Here is a 24,165-nt window from a genome sequence, read left to right on the forward strand (position 1 = left end):
TGGCGCAAGGTTGGTGACCAGCTTCCCTAGCTGCGCGGGAATTGAGGTTGATGGGCTATCAGCAGGCACCAGAGGCTTCCGCAGCGCGTCAATCCAAAGGTTCTAGTTTGAACCTGCCGTAGCGCAGCAAGTGGCAATCGCGGCACAGACTTCGCCACGGTTTGACTTTGGTGCAGAAATAGGCGCATTAAACGCCAACCATTTTCAACAGTCGTGATTCGGCGCTGAGGGGCATCATGTCGTTTACGGTCAACACATTGCGCAACGTTACCACCGCATGCCAGCAGATGCGCGATCACATCAAGACGATCGTGTTCCGGCCGGACAATCACAAGACGCTGGATATCAGCTTTGGCCCAACGGTCGCCGCCGAACTTATTGGCCGGACACCCGAAGCGCTCGCCAAGGCGGAGGCCAAAGGCCGCCTGCCCCAACCAAAGCAGCAAGCCAATGGCCGCCGCTATTACACGCTCGAAGACCTGACCCACATCCGCGAGGCGCTGGGTATCCATGTCGGCAAACAGCCCGACGAGGATGCGGTCGTATTGGCGGTCCAAAATTTCAAAGGCGGGGTCGGCAAAAGCACGATCACCAAGCATCTGGCCGATTATCTGGCGCTGCATGGCTATCATGTGCTGGTGATCGATTGCGATCCGCAGGCGTCGACCACGACCATGTTCGACATTCAGCCCGAAACGCTGATCGATGATGAACAGACTTTGGGCGCGTTCCTCTCGCCGCGCAGCACGTTCAGCGATTTTTCGCAGACCATTCGCGACACGCCCTGGCCGACGATCAAGATCGTGCCGTCCAGTCTTGGCCTGCAGGATGCCGAATGGGATCTGACATCGACACTGCGCGAAGGCGGACAGGCAGTGCGCGAAAGCTTGCAGGCGTTGCGCATCGGCATATCGAGCGTCGCCAAGGATTTCGACGTGATCCTGCTCGATCCCCCGCCAGCCATGGGCTTCCTTGGCCTTAATGTGATGGCCGCGGCCACCGGCCTGCTGATCCCGGTGCCAGCCCGCCAGCTCGATTATCTCTCGACCATCCATTTCATGGATACGATCGCGGACAATATCGAAATTCTCGAACAAAATGGCACGCCGGTCAATTACGGCTTCATCCGCGTCGTCTGCTCCGCCTTCTCGCCGAGCAAGCCGGGCGAAAATGATATGTGGCGGATCATGCAGGCGACCTATGCCGGACTGCTGTTGGGGCAACCCATATTGGCGTCCGAGGAAATCAAGAATGCGACCCAGGCATTCCGGTCCATCTATGAATCCAAGCCCTCGGCGTCGCACCAGACCTATACGCGCTGTCGCGACAATCTGGACGCGGTCTTTGCCGAAGTGGAGCAACAGATCCGTCAGCAATGGCCATCGACCAGCCTCACCGCGGATGCAAGCGTGGGTGTCGCGGCATGAGCCGCCGCTCCCTCATCAGCGAGGCCTTGGCATCCGCGTTGAACGATCCCGCGCCCGTTCCGACGGAGCAGGCACCGGCGGCACCCCGCACCAATTTTACCAACAAGCGGCTCGAAGCCTTTGGTGAGGCGGCGCGGATCGTCAAGCGGCCGACCATTCGGTTGAAGCCCGCCGAATGTTCGGTCTGGCCGGGCAATGCGCGCGACTATTCGCTGCTCGACGAGCATCGGTTGCGCAGCCTCATTGATTCGATCCTGGCCGAAGGCAGCAACCGCGTACCAGCGGTCGTTCGCCGCACGCCCAATGCCGAACTGCCCTATGAATTGGTGACCGGCACGCGGCGCCACTGGGCGATCGCCTGGCTCAACGCCAATCATTATCCCGACATCGAACTGATCGCGATTATCGAGGATCTGGACGATGAGGCCGCTTTCCGTCTTGCCGACATCGAAAATCGCGAGCGGGAGGATATTTCCGATCTCGAACGCGGGATGAATTACAAGGCGGCGGTCGATAATTTCTATGGTGGCGTGCAATTGCGCATGGCGGAGCGGCTCAAGATTTCGAAGTCGCAATTGTCCCGCTATATCGCGCTGACCGAAATACCCCCTTCCCTCGTCAGCGCCTTTCATTCGCCGATGGACCTCCAGGCGAAATATGCCGAAAAGCTGCTGCCCCTGCTGCGCGATCCATCAGCGCGAACAAAACTGGAAGCCGCCGCCGAGCAGATTGCGTCTGAGCAGAGTTTTCGTCGGTCGGGGGATGAGCAGCCGATCGGCGGGCCGGAAGTGATGGCGCGGCTGCTCAAGGCCGTGGTCGCGAAAGGGCGCACGCAAAAGGCCATGATCGCAAGCCCGTCGGGCAATGAGATTGGCCGGGTGGAAAAGGATCAACAGAAGATCCTGACCCTGTCGCTCTCTCCCTGCGACTTGTCGGTCGATGACATATTGGCGGCGCTTCGTCCGATCATTGAACAGGCAAAAATCTGTGCGGCGCGGCGGCGTTAAGGTACAGGGACGAAAAGCTGAAAATAGCAATATTATCGTTATATTTCATATTCTTATGTGGATTTTCCCCCTGGGGGGACGGCAATCGGGATCAATGTGGTGGAACAGGAGGGCGAACTTAAGGCGGCGCTGAAAGAGCGCAAGGTCCAGTTCGAAATGTTCTTCACCCTGCCCGACTTCAGCGACATTTCGCTGCGTGATTATCAGGAAACGATGCAGCGCCCCTTCTTCAGCTTATCGAAGCGGAAGCGGGTCAAGCCAATCGAATATATAAGCCCCGACAAGTCAGTGACCGTCCATGTTTCAGCCAATCCAACCTATGGGATGGCGACGATCTGGGACGCGGACATCATGATCTACCTCGCCTCGCATCTGAATGAATTACGCGAGCGCGGGCAGAATGAACTGTCGCCGGTCATTCGCATTCAACCTGGCGATTTGCTGAAACGCATCTGCTGGGGCACCAGCGGGCGCGCCTATGAGCGACTGGTGAGCGCGCTCGACCGGCTTCAGGCGACGACCATCAAGACCAATATTCGCGCCAGCGCCAAAAGCCGCGAGACGACCTTTTCCTGGATCGACAGCTACACCCATCTGGTCGACGAGCGGACCCAGAGATCGCTTGGCATGGAGATCACTCTGTCGAAGTGGTTTTTCGATGGCGTGATGGACAAGCGCAACATCCTCTCCATTTCCCCGCTCTATTTCGAAATCACCAGCGGGCTTGGCAAATGGCTATACCGCGCATCGCGCAAACATGCGGGCGGCAATGGTGCCGAGGGCTTCACCATCGGCTTCGAAACCCTCCATCAGAAAAGCGGCAGCGAAAGCAGCTATCCGGTCTTCAAGCGCAAGTTGATGGAGCTGGCCAGGAGTAACGACCTGCCGGACATCAGCCTGGCCGTGGTCGATGGCGATAGTACGCGCCCCAAGATGAAGATGGTGATGCGCCGCCATCTGGCTGAACAATCCAGCCGCCGCCGCAAGGCAACGGCTGGTGAGACCAGCGTAAAGGATGAGATGGTCGATACCAGCCTCGCGCTGGGTTTGATCTCCCGTGTGTCGGACGGGATGCGGGTGGCAGATCGCCCTGCCCGCCTCGGCGCGCAGGCTGGTAATGCGCGCGTCCCCGCCCCTGCCCGCAGCAGCAGCGCGAGCAAGATGCTCGATCCAGAAATTTATGCAGCGATCCGCGCCGATTTTCCCGGCTGGGACTATGACGAGCTGATGCGGCGTTTTGATGCCTTCTTGGGGGAAAATCCCGCAGAACTGCCGCGCAACTATTCCAAGCGCTTCTACGGCTTCGTGAAAGAGCATCATCGCCGGAATAAATATCGGCTTTGACCGGCGGGACCAGACCGCCCTGCCCTTCCAACGTGTTTTCGAATTTCCTTTGAACCGCTCACTTATGCTGTCGGGCGAGGTCACATTTGGATAAATGGTCACGCAAAGATGGCGCTATTGCGTGGGTTGGGCCTCCTTCTATCCAAGGCCTTCTTCATCGAGCATCTGATCCCGCATGATTCTGAAAACACGTCGCTGGATCAAATCATGATCCTGCATCCGATCCCATGGCACAGCAGATTGACTACCGCCGCCTGACTGCCGTCGCTTTCCACCCCATATAGATGCCTGCATCGTGTTTTCAGAATCAGCAGCTCGCTCCGCACTCAGCGATACAAGCTCCAGCGTCGCCCTCCCCTCCCCGCCATCCTGTTCACAGAACAAAAAGAGAAATAGCGGAAATTGGCTGCTGGACGCCCCGCAGGGTGCGTTGAGGCTTGCGGCATGGTGTCGTATGTAAAGGGTGTCAATTGGCGCTCAGGAAGCTTCTGGCGAGCCCTCTATTTCCGCACCAGAGAATGAAAATTCGTCCTCCAGCCACTCTGAATGCCTTGGCGAAGAGGGCAGGGGGGTGGTCGACAGAGACACAGGTATGGCATAGCTGCGATAGCTCGCCTGCCCGGACTGTTCGATGAGCAATCCGCTTTCGGTTGCGATCGTCAATAATTTAATGGCACCAGCCGATGTCAGGTCAAGCGCGTCAGCGACCTGCCGACTGGTGATACGCGGTCGTCCCATGGCGAGCAGCAAAACAGCCTGTAATTTGCCCGGACGTCGACGTTGCGCGACATGTTGCATTGCGCGTTTCGCGTAGCCGCGCAATCGCATTTCCAGGTCAAGCTGCGCCTGCGCGCCTCGTGCGATCGCCTTAAGCCAGAGCAGGGGCAGTTGGTCGTCTTGCGCCACCCGCCAGGGCGCATGGCTGCGCTCCAGTCCCATCGCCGTCAGTCCACCGGCTGATCCATCCCATCGGCCGGGACCCCAACGGTCACCGATCAACAGGCTTGCCACCAGATCATCGCGCCCCAAAGGTGCATGATGGCGCCAAAGGCGAGCTACTTCGGCGCTTTGAAGAAGGGGCGGGGAGGGCGGGAGGGCGCGTACGTCCTGCTGCCATCGTTCGATCGCCAAATATATATCGCCAACGGTCCGGTCGTGTAGCGATCGACCATGGCCCTTTCCCAGCCAGGTGAGCAAGGCCGGGGCATCCCGCATCAGCGCGTCGAGACTGATGCTCGCGCCGATGCTATCACGCGCAAAACTGAGATCAAAAGCCGAAGGAGAGACACGACCCCTTGCATTGATCTGAACATCCAGATCATCGAGCGCTCGGCCATCCATCTGCGCCATCGTCTGGCGTTCGGCAATCAGGCATCGTGTTCGCCAGGGCTGGCGCACGGGACTGAGCCGTCGCCGCTCTTCGATCCGTTCGAGTGCCGCCTGGGCCTGCGCATAGGCCTGGAGCAGGTTATGATCGGGGTAAAGCATCGCCCTATTGTCCAAACCAGCGTTAACCCGTGTAATATATGTAGAAAGGAAAATGATTATTTATCAATGTTATATAAGGAATAAAGAAACAATATAGCATATATAGCAAGTGACGAATAGGATTGTCCGCTTCCCATGGTCGGCGCGCCTGCCAGAGCATAGAGGGGGCTATGCTGAGAGGAAATATATGGGCATGGCGAGCCTTCAGGACACGGGTCAGGAAAGGGCAGGGCAATGACGGGCATAGTAGCGGTAACCGGCGCGGCAGGCGCATTAGGGCGCAAGACGGTCGAGATACTGAGCGCGGCGGGATGGCGCGTCGTGGGCATCGATCTCGGCGCGGTCGCATCCGATGGCGTTGCGCTGGCGCTCGGTGGGGTCGACCTGACCGATGAAGCGGCGATGGCGGGGGCGGCCGCGCAAATTTCGGCCGAACTGGGCCAGCTCGACGGGCTGGTGAATATTGCGGGCGGGTTCGCCTGGGAAACGGTGGCGGATGGCAGCGTCGCGACCTGGGACAGGCTCTATGCCATGAATGTCCGCACGGCGCTGATCGCCAGTCGTGCCTTGTTGCCCATGATCACCGCTAGCCGCGGCGCGATCGTCAATATCGGCGCGGCGGCAGCGACCAAGGCAGCGGCGGGGATGGGGGCCTATGCCGCGTCCAAGTCCGGCGTCGCCCGGTTGACCGAGGCGCTGGCGGAAGAGGTGAAGGCGCAGGGGGTGCGGGTCAATGCGATCCTGCCGAGCATCCTCGACACCCCGGCCAACCGTGCCGACATGCCCGACGCGGACTTTGGAAGCTGGGTAACGCCGACGCAACTGGCCGGGGTGGCGGCTTTCCTCCTGTCGCCCGCTGCAGACGCGATTACGGGTGCGCTGATCCCGGTAACGGGTCGGGTCTGAGGCTCTGGGGCGCTTAATGTGAACCGGATATGAAAAATATCCAAACCTATCGGATATTTCACCAATATGCGGTGAAATTACGACACTAAGTTCCGTATTGGTGCGGTGAAAGCCCCTATTTTCCGGCTCTTTTTGGAATTGGCACGCTCCCTGCAATGCTGTCGGCATGATCCACAACGGATCGCCACACATTGTTCAGGGAAAGAGAAACATCATGAAGACCATCGCTTTCGTCGCCGCCATCGCCGCCGCCACCGTCGCCGTTTCGGCTGCTGCCACCCCCGCTTTCGCCCAGCCCACCGGCACCTATGGCCAGGCCAAGGTCAGCTACGACAAGAAGAGCAACCGCTATTGCTTCAAGGAAGTCGTGACCGGATCGCTGATCCCCGTCACCACCTGCCAGTCGAAGGAAGAATGGGCGCAGGCCGGCCTCAACATCAACCACAAGTCGGCGGTTCAGCTCGCACAGCGCTGACTGTTTCCGGCCCGGCGGCCGCCCGATCCGGCGGCCGACCATCCTGACGGCGGGCGTTGTCCATCATCCGATGGGCATCCCCGCCGTCGCGCATTTCGGCGAAGGCCCGTACTCCTCTTGCCACTATCGCTAGTTGCCCCGCGCCGTTGGAAGACGAGAATGGCAGGACAAAAGACAGGGGAGGGAAGGGGCGATGAGCGACATCGACGTGATCGTGCTGGGGTCGGGCGCGGCGGCACTGACGGCGGCTGTGACGGCCCATGAATATGGCGCGCGGGTCGCTGTGTTTGAGAAATCGGACAAGATCGGCGGTACATCGGCCTGGTCGGGCGGGCAGATCTGGATACCCAATCATCCCCATATGGCCAAGGGCCGGACCGACAGCCGGGAAGAGGCGCTGACCTATCTGAGCGCCTTGTCGCATGGCATGATCGACCCGGCGATGGCTGAAGCCTTTGTGGATACGGGCGCGGACATGATCCGTTTCCTTGAGGCCCGCACGCCGGTCCAATTCTACAGCATTCCCGATTTTCCCGATTATCATTCCGAATTTCCCGGCGCCAAGCGCACCGGCGGGCGGACGCTGGAATGTCCGCCCTTCCCCTATCAGGAGCTGGGCGACTGGTCCGACCGGCTGGAGGCCTCGCCTTATTATCCGGACTACACCATGACCGTCGGTGAAACCACGCTAGGCCAGCCCGTGCCCCAGCCCGCCAGTCCAGAGGTCAAGGCACAGCGGCGCGCGGTCGATGCGCGCGGCATGGGGGCGGCATTGGTCGGGCGGTTGATGAAAGCCTGCCTCGACCGGGGCATTGAACCCCAAACAGGCAAGCGCGCGATCGATCTGATCATGGACGGCGCGGCCGTGGCGGGGGTGCGGTTCGAGGATGGCAGCACCGCCCATGCGCCCAATGTCGTGATCGCGACCGGCGGCTTTGAATGGAACAAGGATCTGGTGCGCGCCTTCACCCGTGGGCCGATGACGCATCCGGTGTCGGTGCCGACCAATAGCGGCGATGGTCTGAAAATGGCGATGCGGGTCGGCGCGATGCTGGGCAATATGCGCGAAGCCTGGTGGATGCCGGTGATCGAGGTGCCGACCGACCTCAACAGCATGGGGCGCCAGCTTTTCACCTATGAACGAACCATGCCCGGCGGGCTGATGGTCAATCGCAAGGGCAGGCGGTTCACCAATGAAGCGTCCAATTACAATGCGTTCGGCGCGGCTTTCCATGAACAGGATGTCAGCGCCTTCACCTATGCCAACCTGCCCTGCTGGTTCATCTTCAACGCGGCCTTCTACGGCAATTATCCGTTCCTCGTCGGCGGGCTGACCGACAGTTTCGAGGCGGGGGCGACGCCGCCGCAATGGGTGCCGGGCGCACCGACGCTGCGCGCGCTGGCGGAGCGGGTCGGCATCGACCCCGACGGCCTCGAAAAGACGGTGGCCCGGTTCAATCATCATGCCGAACAGGCCAATGATCCCGATTTCCAACGGGGCGAGGCGAATAACGACCTGTGGTGGGGCGACCCGCGCTGGCGCGGAGACAAGCGCGCGACGCTGGGGCCGCTGGGCGATGGCCCCTATTATGCGATCGAAGTGAAATCGGGCGCGCTGGGGACCAAGGGCGGCCCGTTGACCGATACCCGCTCGCGCGTCCTCGACGTCGATGGCGCGGTTATCGAGGGGCTATATTGCGCCGGCAACGCGATGGCCTCGCCCATGGGGATGACCTATGGCGGCGCTGGCGGAACGCTTGGCCCGGCCATGGTGTTTGGCTATCTGGCGGGCAAGGATGCGGGCGAGCGCGGCGGGGGGATGACGGGTTAAAGGCGCGTCGCTGTTCGTTAAGCATTGGTCCAGTCTTGGCCTGCCAGGATTGAAACCAATGTTATGAGACAGGGTACGCATGCGGCTATTATTGGACGGAACATTGCGGGGCCTGGGTCGACGATCCTGTGCGCTATTGGTCGCATCGCTGCTTGCGACCGGCGCCGTCAGCGCGCATGCGGCCAACTATTATATCGACGCCAATCTGGGCCAGGACAGCAATGACGGGTCAGCCACCGCGCCGTGGCGGTCGCTTGGACGAGTCAATGCCACGACCCTGCGGCCGGGCGACCATATCTTTCTCGCTGCCGGATCGGTATGGAAAGAACCTTTGGTCATCACCCGGTCGGGCCGCAGGGACGCGCCGATTACGGTCGGCGCGACCGGCATCGGCCAGCGTCCGCGCATTGACGCGGGCGGGGTGGCGGAACATGGCGTCGCCATCCTGAATGCGGAATATGTCCGCGTCAGCGGGCTGGAGGTCACCAATGACGGCCCACCCGCCGGATCGCGCTATGGCGTGCTGGTGTCGGCGCAGGATAGCGGCGTGGCGCGCGGCATCCGTATCAGCGACATGTATATCCATGACGTGCGCGGCACCAACGACCGCAAGGATAATGGCGGCATCGTCTTTCGCGCGCTCGGCCCCAAACGCCCGACCCGGTTCGAGGATATCCGCATCGAGCGCAATATCGTCTGGCGCGTCGACCGATCGGGCATTGCCGGGATCAGCGACCAGGTGACGAAGCAGCGCTGGTTCCCCAGCGGTGGCGTGGTGATCCGCGACAATCTGGTCGAGGATGTCGGCGGTGACGGGATCGTTCCGCGCGGGACCGACGGCGCGCTGATCGAGCATAATATCGTGCGCTATGCAGGCAGCCGCGCGCCCGGTTACACCGCAGCGATCTGGCAATGGAGCACGGATCACAGCCTGATCCAGTTCAACGAGGCCGCCTTCACCCGCACCCGCTATGACGGGCAGGGGTTCGATTCCGATTTCAATTCGCGCCGCACGACGATTGCCTATAATTATAGCCATGACAATGCGGGCGGCTTCCTGCTCGTCTGCTCGCCAAAGCGTAGCGACCAGGATAATCTGGGCAATCGCGGCACGGTGGCCCGGTCCAATGTCAGCCGCAACGACGGCAGCCGTGCCTTCCAATTGGCGGGCACAGTCGCCGATGTCCTGATCGAGGGCAATGTTGTCCATGTCGGCCCGAAGCAGGACATACAGATGGTGATCGCTACCCAATGGGATGGCTGGGCCAGCGACGTCCGCTTCCGCAACAATGTCTTCGCGGTGGCAGGCACCGTGCGCTACGGCCATGAAGTCGGGCGCAACGGGCCGGATTATCTGATCCAGCCCGGCTTTGGCCCCGCCACCCAGATCCGCTTTCAGGGCAATCGCTATCTTGGCCGCCATATCGACCCGCCCCAGGACGACAAAGGCGTCGTGCAACCCACCTATGTCCCGCCACCCGCCGACTGGGCCGTGCCGGTGTTCGATCCGGCAAGGCCCGATGGCTTTGCCGCCTTCATGGTGCGGCATCGCGGCTGGATGGAAAGGATGCTGGCCCGCGAACTGGGCGCGCCGGTCACGCCGCTGGAGCCGATGCAGACATCCTTTGTCGAAGCGCGGCGATAGGGGGGCTTAGCCGACCGTCCGGCGAAACAGGGCGAGCGTCCGCGCCCAGGCGAGGTCCGCTGCCGCCTTGTCGAAACGCGGTGTGGTGTCGTTATTGAACCCATGTTCCGCGCCCGCATAAATATGGGCGGTGTAGCGCACCCCGGCGTGTTGCAACGCCGCCTCATAATCGGGCCAGGCGGCATTAGTGCGCGTGTCGTTGCCGCCATAATGGATCAGCAGTTCGGCCGTGATGCTCGGCACATCGGCCAGTGTCGGGGGGCTGCCATAGAAGGGCACGGCAGCGCGTAGATCGGGCAGGCGCGTCGCCAGCAAATTGGCGATCCATCCGCCAAAGCAGAAGCCGATGGCGGCGATCTTGCCATTGCTGCCCGTCATCGTTCGCGCATGGGTGGCCGCCGCGACGAAATCCTCGCCGATCTTGTTGCGGTCCAGCGTCGCAAAGGCGGTGCGCGCCTTGTCCTCATCGCCCGGATAGCCGCCGATCGTCGTCAGCGCATCGGGCGCGACCGCCATATAGCCATCGACCGCGATCCGCCGGGCGATGTCCTCGATATGCGGATTGAGCCCGCGATTTTCATGCGCGACGATGATGACCGGCAGCTTCGCCCCCGCCTTGCCCGCAGGCCGCGCGACATAGGCGCGTACCGTGCCATTGCCATCGGGCGAGGCGATATCGACATGGCTGATGCTGACCCGCTTGTCGTCGGGCTTGATCACCTGTCCGCGCGCGAAATCGGGGCTGAGCGCGGCCAATGTGGCGGTGGCGGCTACCGTGCCGCCGACATGCAGAGCGCATTGGCTGAGGAAACCGCGCCGGTCGATCGCGCCATGCACATAGGCGTCGAACAGGTCGAGCACCGCGCGCGGGAAGGCGGCGGCTCCTGTCTTGTCTCCGGTTCCTGCGTCCTGGGTCATCTCGCCATCCTTTTGTCCAAGCCCCTGTGGCCGACTATCGCCGCCTTTCCTGCCCAAGCCAATAGGCTGTGCATCATGGGGCACCACGATCCCATGGCTGGCCCCCGGCTCGATCGGTCGCTAAGGGGAGGGCACCCCAACGGAAACAGGATATCGCCTCGCCCATGAGTCCATTGCCCTCGTCCCGCACCATCGCTCCCTTCACGGTCAAGGCGATCGGCCTTGGCTGCATGAACCTCAGCCACGCCTATTTGCCGCGCCCCGACGTGCAACAGGCAGAGCGGCTGCTGCGCCACGCCCTCGATGTCGGCGTCGATTTCTTCGATACCGCAGCGCTTTATGGCTTTGGTGCGAATGAGGAATTGCTGGGCCGCACGCTGATGCACCGGCGCGATGACTTCACGCTGGCCAGCAAATGCGTGCTGGGCGGCAAGGACGGGCAGCGCGGCCTCGACGGATCGCCAGCGGCGATTACCGCGACGCTGGAGGATTCGCTGCGGCGGTTGCAGGTCGAGCATATCGACCTTTATTATCTCCACCGGCTCGATCCCAATGTGCCGATCGAGGAGTCGGTCGGCGCGCTGGTGCGCGCGGTGGAGGCGGGCAAGATCGGCGCGATCGGCCTGTCGGAAATGTCCGCCGCGACGCTGCGCCGTGCCCATGCGGTGCATCCGATCGCGGCGATGCAGACCGAATATTCGCCCTGGACCCGCAATGCCGAAGTTGCGGTGCTGGACGCCTGTGGGGAACTGGGCGTCGGTTTCGTCGCCTTCTCGCCGGTCGCGCGCGGTGTGCTGGCGGGCAGCGTCGGGCCGGAGGGTGTACCGGAAGGGGATGTCCGCGCGTCCATGCCGCGTTTCCACCCGCCGCATCTCGACCATAATCTTCAACTTGCCGCCGCCTTTGGCCGCATCGCGGCGGAGTCGGGCTGCACCATGGCGCAATTGAGCCTTGCCTGGGTCTTGTCACGCCGCCCCTATGTCGTCGCCATCCCCGGCACCACCAGCATCGCCCATCTGGACGAGGATCTGGCGACGTTGACGCTTGACCTGTCGGCCGACACACTGGCGGCGGTGGATGCGCTGTTCACCTTTGAGGCGGTGTCCGGTCCGCGCTATCCGCGCGCGGCACAGGCGCAGGTGGATACCGAAACCTGGGACGGTGAACCGCTGGCATAAGGGGGCAAGGGGGCGGCCATGCGCCGCCCGGATGATCCTTGCTGACAGGCGTTGTCCCTACATCCAAATCTTAAAAAAGACGGAGAGATGATCATGACCACCCCAGCCGCGATGGTTCCGACCCCTTTGGTCAGGATGCGCTCCTGGCTGTTCGCGCCAGGTGACAGCGAGAAGAAAATGGCCAAGGCCGCCGACAGCGCGGCCGACATCGCCCTGTTCGACCTTGAAGATGCCGTCGCTACCGAAAATAAGGGGCTGGCGCGCCAACTCGTCCACGACTTTCTGGCCAGCCGGACCGAAGGCCGCGAACGCCTCTGGGTTCGGATCAATCCGCTGGATGGTCCCTACACGCTGCTCGACCTGGCGGCCGTCATGCCCGCACGACCCGGCGGCCTCATGCTGCCCAAAGTCTATGGGCGGCAGGATGTCGACCGGCTCGATCACTATCTGTCCGCGCTTGAAGTCGCCAATGGTATCGAGCCGGGGTCCACGCCCTTGATCGTGCTGATCACCGAAACGGCCGAGGCCATGTTCCACACCGGCGACTATAAGGGCGCACCGCGCGTCGTTGCGCTCACCTGGGGGGCAGAGGATCTGGCCGATTCGATCGGCGCCAGCAGCAATCGCAATGCCGATGGCAGCTATGGCTTCACCTATGAACTGGCGCGGTCCCTCTGCCTTTTGGGCGCGGCCTCGGCAGGCGTTACGGCGATCGATACGATCCAAGGGGATTTTCGCGATCTGGAAGGGTTGAAGGCACGGGCGGAGAAGGTCCGGCGCGACGGCTATCGCGGCATGTTGGCAATCCATCCCGCGCAGGTCGATGTGATCAACGCGGCCTTCACGCCGACCGAGGAAGAAATAAATCAAGCCATTGAAATAGTTGATCTATTCTCGAAAAATCCAGGCGTAGGGACGATTGGCTATAAGGGTGGGATGCTCGACCGCCCCTATCTCAGCCGGGCCGAGCATTTACTCCGACAAGTTGGAAGGCTGTAAAAAAGCGCAACCATTGTCCGGGTCGCTGTCCGTTTCAGGCGGCCATTGCTTCGGCGCGTATCTGTTGTTCCAATCGACGGCGGACCTTCAGCGCGCCGGTATCGATCCGCGCGCTGATCTCCTTTGGCAGCGTAGCTCCGGACCGCAGGACGGATTCGATCGTCTCGATCGCATCGATATCCTCCGGCTGGATGCGCGTGCCCATACCGATATTCATCGCGGCAAGCGCCGGATTATCCAGCCCGAAATTGCGCGCGGTGTTCACGAAATAGTGAAGCCGGGTCGGGGATGCCGGCGTAATCATGTGCAGGAAATTCTGGATGCCCAAGGCTTTTCCGCTGGTCGCATCGCTGATCGTGCCGCCGGTGCGGATCAGGCACGGACCCATATATTCCGCATCAAATTGTTGATGGACCGGCCCTTGCTGATCGGGGAATTGAAGCTGGATCAGGGGATTGAGCGGAAGATTCTGACCATGCCGCTGAACCGTCAGGCTGCGCTCGCTCTCGGTCAGGGTCACCGGGATTTCCACCACCTTGCCGCCGCCGGGGATGGTCGTGGCATGGATGAAAGTGACGTGGCTCAAATCCAGCAGATTTTCGATTAGCAGCGTATATCGCGCTTCGACTGTCGCCAGCGGATGCTGTTCAACGGCCCAATCCGGATTGCCGGGGCCGATCGCTTCGATGTCGGGCAGCAGGGCGGGATCGGCCAGCGCCTCTTCCCCGGTCCAGATCCAGATGAGATTGCCACGCTCCACCAGCGGATAGCGGCGCAGCGCGGATTTCTGGGGGATGCCCTGCTGGCTGGGCACATGCTTGCACCCTCCATCCGCCCCGAAGATAAAACCATGATAGCCGCACTGAATGGCATCGCCAACCAGATGCCCGCGGACGAGCGGAAAGGCGCGATGGGGGCATATGCCTGCCAGTGCGACCGGAGCACCCTCTTCCGTGCGATAGAAGAGCACCGGCTCACCCAGAATATCCCGTTCCAGCAACGCCCGCCCCAATTCCGATGCATAGGCCGCCACCCACCATTGGTTACGCGGATAGGGTTGATCGACGGTGAGCGGATACATGGCCTTCTCCCAAAATACGGTATGCGTTGTCTCTTTCGTGCTTTGTCACGTGACCAAGATATTTGTCAACCGACAAACCAACGACTTGCATCGACGCGATGAGGTCGGCAGATGAGAGCGATGACAAAAGCAACGACTGCGCCCAAGCCGCTCAAAACAGCCCGCTACGATGGCCAGGAAAATCGGCGCGTCGTTCTCGAAGCGGCATTGCGGGTTTTCTCGGATCTGGGCTTCGAAGGAGCAAGTACCCGCGCGATAGCGGCAGAAGCCGGCATTGAGCAGGGGCATCTGGCCTATTATTTCCCGTCCAAAATGGCCCTTTGGCAGCAGGTCATCGAAACCTTTGCGCGCCAAGGGGAAGCCTATCTACAGGCGCAGCTAACGCCGGAAACACTGGTCGACCCGGTTGCGACAGCGGAAATCGTTTTGCCGCAATTTCTGCGCAGCTTTGCGGCCAATCCCCGCCTGACACGCTTGATGCTTCAGGAATTTTCCGTCCTGTCCGCGCGACATGAATGGGTGGTCGCCAATTTCGGGCAGCCGGTCTGGCAAATGCTCGAACCTTTATTCAATGGATTGCAGGCGCAAGGCCGACTGGCGGGTGCGCCGCCAGTCATGGCCTATTTCACCCTCATCGGCGCGGCGCTGATAACATTTGGCAACCCGGAACTCATCGCGCAATTTTCCGGCGTTGCGGTGGATGACACGGGCTGGGCGAGCCAGGCGATCGACCATATGCTGGTGCCCATCTTCGCCTCCGCCTGAATGGCGGAATGGGCCTCATCCCGGCGGCGGCGCGGTCGACTCCCTGATCGCGAGCATATAGTCGAGATGGGTCGCGCTTTTTACTGGGGCAGTTCCCCCCCGCGCCAGCATGATGCCCAAGGTCGCCGCCTCCGAAGCGATCCTTGCCCCCGGATGGCGAACCGTCGTCAGGGCTGGCCAGATCTTCACTGCAATCGGCGTATCATCGAATCCTGCGACCGACAGATCGCGGGGAATATCCAGCCCCTTGCGATGGGCCAACGAAGTCACTGCCGCCGCCACATCATCATTGCTCGCGAAAATGGCGGTGGGCCGAACGGCCAAGCCGAGAAGCGTCTGCGCCGCATCCAGCCCGGATTCGAAACTCATGTCGCCATCGACGATCAATTCGGGGCGTATCGCGATCCCCGCATCGCGCAGTGCCGCCATATAGCCATCCCGGCGCGTTCTGCTGATCAAATGATGCTCAGCCCCGCGAATGAAGCCGATATCCTTATGGCCGAGGCCAATAAGATAGCGCGTCATGTCGCGCGCCGCCGCAAAATCATCGATGCGAATGCAATATTCTTCCGACAGGTCGTCGCCGGGGGAGAGCGCCACGATCGGCACCGGCGCGTCTTTGGTCAGGCCATGGCTATTGGCGATCTCGCAATAGGGCGGGGCGATCAGGATCGCGTTCGCACCGTTGCTGATAAGGGTCTGAATACCCGCCGCCACTTCCCCGACATCGCCCACTTCGAGCGGCTGCAACAAGAGTTGCGCACCCATGCGGTTGGTGGTTTCCAGGCTGCCGATCAGGATCGAACTGAGAAACGCATTTTCGATATTGCGATACATCAGGCCGATGCGGGTCATGCCGGAGCCTGCCAGCGACTTGGCCGCGGGGTTGAGGGAATAGTTAAGCGTCTTGACGGCATCCATCACCGCCTGCCGCGTGCTCTCGCGAACCTTATGCCGGTTGTTGAGCACATTCGACACGCTCATGGGCGACACGCCTGCTAGCTCGGCCACGGTCTTTATGGTGATCGTCTTTGTCGGCCGTCTCGTCATCATTTTCCCAAACCCATGATCTTCCATAGCTTAAGTCGCTTGGCCTTCAATCCATGAATCGCATGTCCCAATTCGCCCTGTGTCGGAAAAGCGACAGCCACGCCCCGGAAATATATGTAGCGCTACATTTTTGTTTGACTCAAGGGCGTGGAGTCAACATGTAGCGCTACAAGATCGATGGGCGCTTCGGGTCGCACAGCCCATTTTTATTTGTCTGCAAATGTCGGAAATCAATCCGGCTGGCATAAAGGGGAGGTAGTATGAAAGCATCTAAACTCACGCAGCGTCTGTCCGGCTCGTCCATGATTGGGCTAATCGCGACGCTCGCCGCCGCCAACATGACCCCCGCCTTTGCGCAGGACGCAGCAGCCCTCGCCGCAGAACCCAATAACGCCAGCACCGACATTGTCGTCACCGCCCAAAAGCGCGCAGAGCGGCTGCAGGACGTGCCGCTGGCCGTCACTGCCGTTTCGGCCGATACGCTGGCCAACCGCCAGATCAATGACAGCGCCTCGCTGGTTCAGGCCGTGCCGTCGCTGACCTTCCAGCAGGGCGCAACGCCTACCAACAGCAGCTTCCGCATCCGCGGCATCGGTACTGCCCTGTTCGGGCAGGGCGTCGAGGCCTCCGTCTCCACCGTTGTCGATGGCGTCGTTGCCGTGCGCCAGACGCAGGGCTTCACCGACCTCGCCGATATCGAGCGTGTCGAAGTGCTGCGCGGCCCCCAAGGCACGCTGTTCGGCAAGAATGCCACAGCGGGCGTCATCAGCGTCACGACCGCGCGCCCGTCGCGCGATTTTGAAGGCCGGGGCGAAGTGACCATCGCCGAGCATGGCGAATATCGCGCCCGTGGCACCGTGTCCGGCCCGATCAGCGACACGCTGCGCGCCCGCGTCACTGGCTTTTATAACGATGTACGCGGCATTGCGCGCAATATCGCTACCGATAGCTGGGACAATGGCTCCAAATCCTGGGGTGTGCGTGGCAAGCTGGAATGGGACGCGACGGAGAATCTGAACCTTCTGTTCACCGGCGAATATCGCAAGACCGATGCCGATTGCTGTGCTTCGACCTGGATCGCGATCAACAATCCCAATCTTCAGGCGCTGGTCGGCCCGATCAATGCCACGCGCGAAAACCGGACACTCAATGATGAGACGGTGACCTATTCCAACAGCAACCAGCAGACCTATTCGCTGCAGGCGGATTGGGATCTGGGCGCTGCGACGATCACGTCCATCACGGCCTACCAGGACTATTATCTGGAAGTGAACCAGCCGATCGAGCGCATCAACAGCAGCGTTCCGCTCTTCGTCGGCGCGTCGGCCGCCTATGCCGACTGGAGCCGTAACAGCGGCATCGTCGACCTGAGCGCGTTCAGCCAGGAATTGCGGATCGCTAATAATGACAGCGGCGACTTCAACTATGTCGCGGGCGTTTTCTATATGCATTCCGACATCAAGCGGCCGTTCGACCGGCGTCGGGCGCGCTGTACGGCGGGGGTCTTTGGTCAGCCATGCGCGCCTGCCAATACGATCTACCAGTCTTCGGCGAGCAATATCCGCCTGAAGCAGGATAGTCTCGCTGCCTTCGGTCAGGTTGAATATCGCATCGTCGGCGGCCTGAAAGCCATTGGTGGCCTGCGCGTGCAATATGAAAAGGGCACCAACAGCGGCAGCCGCATTTCGCCGCTGGTTCCCGGTGATGCGGTGCTGCCGGGTAATGCGCCAGTGAGCGGATCGATCACGGCGGACGATACGGCGGTCACTGGCAAGGCGGGCTTGCAATATGAGTTCAGCCGCGATGCCCAGGTCTATGCCAGCTACACGCGCGGCTATAAGGGGTTGGGCTATGAAATGGAGATCGGCGCCAATCTGGCCGATCAGAGCGTGTTGGAGCCAGAGCATGTTAATGCTTATGAAATCGGCTTCAAGGGTCGCACGTCAGACGGCGTATTGAGCTTCAGCACCGCCTTGTTCCTGGCGGACTATTCCAACCTTCAGGTGCAGGCCAATCGGTCGGACATTGCTGCAGGCGTTGTTCAGTTCGCGCCAACCAATGCGGGCAAGTCGCGGACCAAGGGTTTTGAGGTCGAGGCGACCGTGCGCCCCGATGATAATTTCAGCCTGACCGGCGCTGTCACCTATTCGGATGCCACGATGAACATCGATGGCCTCAACTGTCCGCAGCAATTTAACGCCAGCGCGCCGGTTCTGTCGGGTATGCCCACCAACATCTGCTACCGCCCGGCAGCCGGTGTCACGCCCATCCAGAATTTGCGCGGCGCGACGTTGCCGGTCAGCCCGCGCTGGAAGATCAGCTTCGCCCCTCGGTATGAAGCGGATATTGCCGGTACCAACCTGGCTGGTTTTGCGCAGGTTGGCGTCAACTTCCAGAGCACGATGAACTTCTCGGTCGAGCAGGACCCGCTGCTGGAACAGCCCGCCTACACGCTGGTCGATGCCAGCATCGGCGTGAAGCAGATCGATGGCCGCTACAGCCTGACCCTGTTCGTCAAGAACCTGTTTGACGAAAACTACCTCACCAGCATCGGCCATACGTCGTTCCTGGGCGGCACCACCGATCTGGTCGGCACCTTCAACAAAGATGCAGACCGCTACTTCGGTGCCACCCTCGGCGTGAAGTTCTGATCGAAGGGCGCGGCGGCACAATGTTGCCGCGCCACTATTTTGAGTGGGAGCGGGTCCGGTGAAGAAACCTCTGTTGTTGGCGGCATCCATGCTCGTTGCGGGATTGGGCTGGTCGGGTGCCAGCGCTGCGCCCAAAGCGGCACCAGCGGCAAAGCCCAATATCGTCCTCATCGTTCTGGATGATGTCGGCTTTTCCGATCTGGGTGCCTTCGGCTCGGAAATCCGCACCCCCAATATCGATGCGCTGGCCGCTACCGGGTTGCGCTATAATCGATTTGACAGCAAGGCGGTCTGCACGCCGACCCGCGCGGCCTTGCTGACCGGCCGCAACAACCAGACAGTGCGGATGGCGGACCTGCCGACCAATCAGCGCACTGACGACATGACCCGCGACCGGGGCGAGATCGCGCTTAATGCGCAAATGCTACCCCAGGCGCTGAAAGCGGCGGGCTATCGCACCTATGGCGTGGGCAAATGGCATCTTGGTCCTGAATATGAGGATGGCAAGCCCGGCAACAACGCCTCCTGGCCGCTCCAGCGCGGGTTCGACCAATTTTATGGCTTTTATCTGGGCTGGACGGATCAATATCGCCCCGACCTGATCGAAGGGAATGAAAAGCTGCCCAAGCCTGAAAAGCCGGGCTATCATTTCTCTACCGATATGGCGGATCAGGCCATCGCCAATATTGACGATGCGGCGGGCAATCCCTTCTTCCTCTTCTTTTCTATGGGTGCGGCCCATGCGCCGCTCCAGGTGCCACGCGCCTATATCGACAAATATCGCGACGTTTATGAAAAGGGATGGGATGCGATCCGCGCCGAACGCTTCGCGCGGATGAAGAAGATCGGCATCATTCCTGACGATACCATCATGACCCCGCGCGCGGCCGGTGATCGCGCCTGGGATGCGCTGAGCGACGACGAAAAGGCGGTCTTTGCCCGCCATATGGCAACCTATGCCGGATTTATCGACCATGCCGACGAACAGATTGGCCGGGTGATCCAGCGGCTCAAGGACAAGGGCCAATACGACAATACCATCATCATGCTGATCTCCGACAACGGTGCCGCGGCTGAAGCCGGGCAAAATGGCGGCTTTGAAACCATGTATCGGCCGAGCAAATTCAGCTTCGCGCAGCAGCGGGAACGGATCGACGATATCGGGACGGTCAAGCTGCACCCGGAATATCCGCAGCCATGGGCCTGGGCGGGCGGTACGCCATTTCGGCGCTACAAATCCTGGCCCTATGCCGGGGGCGTCCGCACGCCCATGATCGTTTCCTGGCCGTCCGTCATTCGCGATAGCGGTGCCATACGCACGCAATTTGTCGACACGATCGACCTTGCCCCCACATTGCTGGATGCGGCCGGGACCAGTTTCGCGCGGACGGTCGATGGCGATGCGCAAATTCCTGTCGCAGGCCAGTCGATCCGCAAGACCTTTAGGGACGCAACCGCAAAAACGCGCTCGGTCCAATATTTCGAACTGCGCGGTCAACGCGCGATCACGTCGGGCAACTGGCGCGCGGTCGCGATGCACCAATACGGTACTGATTTCGCCAAGGATAAGTGGGAATTGTTCGACATTTCGAAGGATTATTCCGAAAGCACGGACCTTGCCGCGCGCTATCCTGCCAAGCTTGAAGAGATGAAGGCGCTATGGTGGCGTGAGGCGCGGAAATATAGCACGCCGCCGCTCGCCGAACCGCCTGAAATATTCGCCAAGCGCGGGCGCTATGTCGACGCTTTTCCCGAAGCGCCCAAATGAAGCTGAGCGTCGACGTTTTGCCGCCCGGTTCCTTCCAACGCATAAGTCCCCTGGCTCTTTCGCCAGAGGATATGCGCTGGGTCGAACGCACGCGCGACGCCCTGAGCGTCGAGGCGCAGATTGCGCAGCTTTTTATCCTCTCGTCACGCCATGACAGCGCGGTGGAAACTGACGAACTGCTCGCCCACGCGCCTGGTGGCATTCATCGCTTCCCGACGCGCAACCTGGATGCGGCCTGGACTGCGGCACGCGATGCGGTTGAGCGATCCGAGGTGCCGATCATTCTGTCGGGCGACATTGAAGGCGGCACCGTCAGCTATCCCTTCACCACCGCCATTCCCAACCAGATGGGCATCGCCGCCTGCGACGATATCGACCTCAGCACCCAACTCGCGACCATCGTCGGTCAGGAAAGCCGCGCGCTCGGCTATAACTGGTCCTTCACTCCGGTCGTCGATATCAACCGTGCCTTCCGCAACCCGATCGTCGGCACCCGCTCCTATGGGTCCGACCCGGACCGCATTCTCGAACAGGCCAAGGCCTATATCCGCGCGCTGCAGGCGCAGGGCGTTGCCGCCTGCGCCAAACATTGGCCGGGCGACGGGCTGGACGATCGCGACCAGCATCTGGTCACCAGCGTCAACGACATGGACTTGGCCGAATGGGAAGCGACCTTCGGCCGCATTTTCCGCGCGCTGATCGACGATGGCGTGATGACGATCATGTCCGCCCATATCGCGCTGCCCGCTTATATACGGGACAAATTGCCGCGCGCGGGTGCGCAGGCCTTTGAACCGGCGTCCGTGTCACGCCTGCTGAACGAAGAGTTGTTGCGCGGGCAGCTCGGTTTTGAGGGTTTGATCCTGTCCGATGCCACCGTCATGGGTGGCATCACCAGTTGGATGGGGCGCGCAGAAGCCGTGCCTGCCATCATCGAAAATGGCTGTGACATGTTCCTGTTCAGCCGCGACCCGGCGCAGGACATGGCCCTGATGCTCAAAGGGCTGCGCGAAGGTCGCCTGTCGGAGCGTCGACTGCATGAAGCGGTCTCCCGCTGCCTATCGCTCAAGGCGAAGCTCGGCCTGCATCGCATGACGCTCGACGAACGGATCGCTCCCTTGCCGCAGGTGCGCGAAGCCCTGCGTCGCCCCGACCACCTGGATGTCGCCCGGCGCGCCGTTGCCGACAGCCTGACCCTAGTCAAGGATCGCGACGCGCTCCTGCCGATCAGCCCCGCGCGCCATCGGCGCATCGTGATGATATCGGACGAAGGAACGAGCTTCTTTGCGGGCGCGCCGGACCGCGACTTCACCCCGATGATGCAAGATTTGCAGGAACGGGGGTTCGAAGTCCGCCAATTCGATCCCGAAGCCATGCCGACGCCGGATGACACCGACCTCGTCCTCTATCTCATCGGCCAGGAAGCGACACCGGGCCTTGGTCATATCTTCCTCGATTTCGCCAAGCTCCACGCTGGTCCCCGCAATGCGATGATCCAGTTCAACCGGGAAATCCCGACGCTGCTCGTCTCCTTTGGCCAGCCCTATTATCTTTATGACGCGCCGAACTTCTCCACCTATATCAATGCCTACGCTTCGCTGCCCGATATTCAGGCGGCACTGGTTGATCGGCTAGTCGGCGATGCGCCTTTCACCGGGGTAAGCCCGGTCGATGCATTTTGCGGGAAAGGGCAGTTACGATGGTAGGGTTGGGCAGATTGCTGGTGGCGACCGTCGCCTTTTTCACTTTAAGTGCGGCCGCTGCGCCGCCATCGGGTTGGCGCGACCTCAATCATAATGGCCGCCTTGATCCTTATGAGGATAAAAGAGTCTCTGTCGACCGGCGGGTGGAGGATTTGCTGGGCCGCATGACTTTGGCGGAAAAGGCCGGACTGATGCTCCACGGCACGTTGCCGACGCCAGGATCGCCAATCGGCTTTGGTGGGATGATCTATGATCAGGCGGCGACCACCCGCCTGATGCGGGATCGCCACATATCCAGCTTCATAACCCGCCTTGTCGTGCCACCTGCGCAACTGGCGGCGCAGAATAATGCGATCCAGAAACTGGCCGAGGCCGGACGGCTCGGCATTCCAGCGACGATCAGCACTGACCCGCGCCACCATTTCCAGGCAACTTTGGGGGCCAGCACGACGGGCGGCGACTTTTCGTTATGGCCCGACATGCTCGGCTTTGCAGCGCTGAACGACCCGGCCGTCATGCGTCGCTTCGGCGATATCGCCCGCGCCGAATATCGCGCCGTCGGCATCCATATGGCCTTGTCGCCCCAGGCTGACCTTGCCACCGAACCACGCTGGGCGCGCTTTTCGGCGACTTTCGGGTCCGACCCGGACACCGTGTCGCGCCTGGCGGGTGCCTATGTCGAAGGTTTCCAGCAGGGGACCGAGGGCGTCACCGCGCAGGGTGTCGCCACCGTCGTCAAACATTGGGTCGGCTATGGCGCGCAGCCGGAGGGTTTTGACGGGCATAATGCCTATGGCCGCCATGCTACCCTGACCGACGCTTCCTTCGCCGACCATATCCGTGCGTTCGATGGAGCTTTGGCGGCTCGCAGCGCTGGCGTGATGCCGACTTATGTCATCGTGCAGGGGCCGAAGGTCGCAGGGAAACCGATCGAGCCGGTCGGCGGCGGCTTCAACAGGCAATTGCTGTCCGGCCTGCTCCGCGGCGACAAGGGTTTTGCCGGGCTGATCGTATCGGACTGGTCGATCACCCGCGATTGCCCGCAGGCCTGCGTTGCGCCCGATGCCGCCAACCCGCAGACACCAGCATCGATCGGCATGCCCTGGGGCATGGAGCAGGCTGACAAGACGGCCCGCTTCGCCAAGGGCATAGCGGCAGGCATCGACCAGTTCGGCGGTGCCGACGACCCTGCGCCCATCCTCGACGTCGTCGCCAAGGGGCTGGTCAGCGTCCAACGGATCGACGAGTCCGCCCGCCGCATCTTGCGGCTGAAGTTCGAACAGGGTCTGTTCGACAACCCTTATGTCGATGAACAGGCAGCCGCACGGATCGTCGGCAATCCTGACGCCCAGCGCCAGGCCGATGCGGTCCAGCGCGCCAGCCAGGTGCTGTTGCGCAACGATCGCGCAACCCTGCCGGTCGCGCCGGGCAAACGCATCTGGCTGCACGGCGTCGATCCGGCTGCGGCCCGCGCCGCTGGCTTCGTCGTGGTGGACGATCCTGCCAAGGCGCAGGTCGCGCTGGTTCGCACCGCGACGCCGTTCGAAACCTTGCACCCCCATCATTTCTTCGGCTCCCGCCAGCATGAAGGGCGGCTGGACTTCCGCCCCGACGACAAGGATGTGCAGGCGATCGCGCGCGCGTCCGCCCATGTCGCCACCATCATTGCCGTGGAGATGGACCGCCCGGCCATCCTGACCGCGATCGAACCCATGGTCAGCGCCCTGATCGTCACCTTCGGCGCGAGCGATGCGGCCGTGCTGGATGTGGTCGCGGGCCGCGCCACGGCACAGGGCCGCTTGCCCTTCTCGCTGCCCCGGTCGATGGCCGATGTCGAGGCACAGCGCCCCGACCTCTCCGATGATGGCCCAACGCCCGCCTATCCGCGTGGTGCAGGCATCATGCTCGGCGGCCGCCAATGACGGAGGG

19 protein-coding genes are annotated in these 24,165 nt (G+C 61.6%); 15 read left to right on the forward strand and 4 right to left on the reverse strand.

Annotated features, from left to right (window positions below; all coding sequences use genetic code 11):
* The first annotated feature begins 236 nt into the window (after positions 1–236).
* The 4 genes from V2I08_RS01995 to V2I08_RS02010 all read left to right on the forward strand — a co-directional run bounded on the left by V2I08_RS01995 (position 237) and on the right by V2I08_RS02010 (position 4,036).
* Complete coding sequence (locus V2I08_RS01995) at positions 237–1,427, forward strand: AAA family ATPase (RefSeq protein ID WP_349633669.1); 1,191 nt, start codon at positions 237–239, stop codon at positions 1,425–1,427.
* Positions 1,424–2,434 carry a ParB/RepB/Spo0J family partition protein gene (locus tag V2I08_RS02000; RefSeq protein ID WP_349633670.1) on the forward strand — a complete coding sequence of 337 codons (1,011 nt, stop codon included), beginning with the start codon at positions 1,424–1,426 and terminating at the stop codon, positions 2,432–2,434. The genes V2I08_RS01995 and V2I08_RS02000 overlap by 4 nt, the downstream gene beginning before the upstream one ends.
* Before the next feature lie 156 nt (positions 2,435–2,590).
* The gene (locus tag V2I08_RS02005; RefSeq protein WP_405053614.1) at positions 2,591–3,778 is read left to right on the forward strand and encodes a replication initiator protein A; all 1,188 of its coding nucleotides are present in this window, start codon (positions 2,591–2,593) and stop codon (positions 3,776–3,778) included.
* A 108-nt stretch (positions 3,779–3,886) separates the two neighbouring features.
* On the forward strand, positions 3,887–4,036 hold the full coding sequence (locus V2I08_RS02010; protein WP_349633672.1) for a hypothetical protein: 150 nt from the start codon (positions 3,887–3,889) through the stop codon (positions 4,034–4,036).
* 219 nt (positions 4,037–4,255) lie between these two features.
* On the opposite strand, the gene V2I08_RS02015 is transcribed toward V2I08_RS02010, so the two are convergent.
* Positions 4,256–5,266 carry a hypothetical protein gene (locus V2I08_RS02015; RefSeq protein ID WP_349633673.1) on the reverse strand — a complete coding sequence of 337 codons (1,011 nt, stop codon included), beginning with the start codon at positions 5,264–5,266 and terminating at the stop codon, positions 4,256–4,258.
* A gap of 234 nt (positions 5,267–5,500) precedes the next feature.
* On the opposite strand from V2I08_RS02015, the gene V2I08_RS02020 reads away from it, so the two are divergent.
* The 4 genes from V2I08_RS02020 (at position 5,501) to V2I08_RS02035 (ending at position 10,123) form a co-directional block, all read left to right on the forward strand.
* A complete protein-coding gene (locus tag V2I08_RS02020; protein WP_349633674.1) occupies positions 5,501–6,172 on the forward strand; it encodes an SDR family NAD(P)-dependent oxidoreductase in 672 nt (223 codons plus the stop codon).
* Between the two features lie 214 nt (positions 6,173–6,386).
* Positions 6,387–6,647: a hypothetical protein gene (locus V2I08_RS02025; protein WP_349633675.1), complete on the forward strand. Its 261-nt coding sequence runs from the start codon at positions 6,387–6,389 to the stop codon at positions 6,645–6,647.
* Between the two features lie 193 nt (positions 6,648–6,840).
* Positions 6,841–8,478, forward strand: a complete 1,638-nt coding sequence (locus V2I08_RS02030) for an FAD-dependent oxidoreductase (protein WP_349633676.1) — start codon at positions 6,841–6,843, stop codon at positions 8,476–8,478.
* Between the two features lie 79 nt (positions 8,479–8,557).
* Complete coding sequence (locus V2I08_RS02035) at positions 8,558–10,123, forward strand: right-handed parallel beta-helix repeat-containing protein (protein WP_349633677.1); 1,566 nt, start codon at positions 8,558–8,560, stop codon at positions 10,121–10,123.
* 6 nt (positions 10,124–10,129) lie between these two features.
* Here the strand turns inward: V2I08_RS02035 and V2I08_RS02040 are convergent, their stop codons facing one another.
* On the reverse strand, positions 10,130–11,041 hold the full coding sequence (locus tag V2I08_RS02040; RefSeq protein WP_349633678.1) for a dienelactone hydrolase family protein: 912 nt from the start codon (positions 11,039–11,041) through the stop codon (positions 10,130–10,132).
* 164 nt (positions 11,042–11,205) lie between these two features.
* On the opposite strand from V2I08_RS02040, the gene V2I08_RS02045 reads away from it, so the two are divergent.
* Positions 11,206–12,219 carry an aldo/keto reductase gene (locus V2I08_RS02045; RefSeq protein ID WP_349633679.1) on the forward strand — a complete coding sequence of 338 codons (1,014 nt, stop codon included), beginning with the start codon at positions 11,206–11,208 and terminating at the stop codon, positions 12,217–12,219.
* A gap of 93 nt (positions 12,220–12,312) precedes the next feature.
* Entirely contained in the window at positions 12,313–13,218 is a 906-nt protein-coding gene (locus tag V2I08_RS02050; RefSeq protein WP_349633680.1) for a CoA ester lyase, read from the forward strand.
* A gap of 34 nt (positions 13,219–13,252) precedes the next feature.
* Here the strand turns inward: V2I08_RS02050 and V2I08_RS02055 are convergent, their stop codons facing one another.
* A complete protein-coding gene (locus tag V2I08_RS02055; RefSeq protein WP_349633681.1) occupies positions 13,253–14,299 on the reverse strand; it encodes an aromatic ring-hydroxylating dioxygenase subunit alpha in 1,047 nt (348 codons plus the stop codon).
* A 120-nt stretch (positions 14,300–14,419) separates the two neighbouring features.
* Here V2I08_RS02055 and V2I08_RS02060 point away from each other — a divergent pair, with 120 nt between their 5' ends.
* The gene (locus V2I08_RS02060; protein ID WP_349633682.1) at positions 14,420–15,064 is read left to right on the forward strand and encodes a TetR family transcriptional regulator; all 645 of its coding nucleotides are present in this window, start codon (positions 14,420–14,422) and stop codon (positions 15,062–15,064) included.
* A 15-nt stretch (positions 15,065–15,079) separates the two neighbouring features.
* Here V2I08_RS02060 and V2I08_RS02065 read toward each other — a convergent pair whose 3' ends face one another.
* Positions 15,080–16,141, reverse strand: a complete 1,062-nt coding sequence (locus V2I08_RS02065; RefSeq protein ID WP_349633683.1) for a LacI family DNA-binding transcriptional regulator — start codon at positions 16,139–16,141, stop codon at positions 15,080–15,082.
* A 233-nt stretch (positions 16,142–16,374) separates the two neighbouring features.
* On the opposite strand from V2I08_RS02065, the gene V2I08_RS02070 reads away from it, so the two are divergent.
* From V2I08_RS02070 to V2I08_RS02085, 4 genes are all read left to right on the forward strand, one after another.
* Entirely contained in the window at positions 16,375–18,765 is a 2,391-nt protein-coding gene (locus V2I08_RS02070) for a TonB-dependent receptor (protein ID WP_349633684.1), read from the forward strand.
* Between the two features lie 58 nt (positions 18,766–18,823).
* Entirely contained in the window at positions 18,824–20,533 is a 1,710-nt protein-coding gene (locus V2I08_RS02075) for an arylsulfatase (RefSeq protein WP_349633685.1), read from the forward strand.
* Positions 20,534–20,604: 71 nt separating this feature from the next.
* A complete protein-coding gene (locus tag V2I08_RS02080) occupies positions 20,605–22,239 on the forward strand; it encodes a glycoside hydrolase family 3 N-terminal domain-containing protein (RefSeq protein ID WP_349633686.1) in 1,635 nt (544 codons plus the stop codon).
* Positions 22,233–24,158 (forward strand): glycoside hydrolase family 3 N-terminal domain-containing protein, encoded by a 1,926-nt coding sequence (locus tag V2I08_RS02085; RefSeq protein ID WP_349633687.1) that lies wholly within the window; start codon positions 22,233–22,235, stop codon positions 24,156–24,158. The genes V2I08_RS02080 and V2I08_RS02085 overlap by 7 nt, the downstream gene beginning before the upstream one ends.
* Positions 24,159–24,165: the final 7 nt, after the last annotated feature.

Source organism: Sphingobium sp. MK2 (genome assembly GCF_040170545.1).
Taxonomy (GTDB): domain Bacteria; phylum Pseudomonadota; class Alphaproteobacteria; order Sphingomonadales; family Sphingomonadaceae; genus Sphingobium.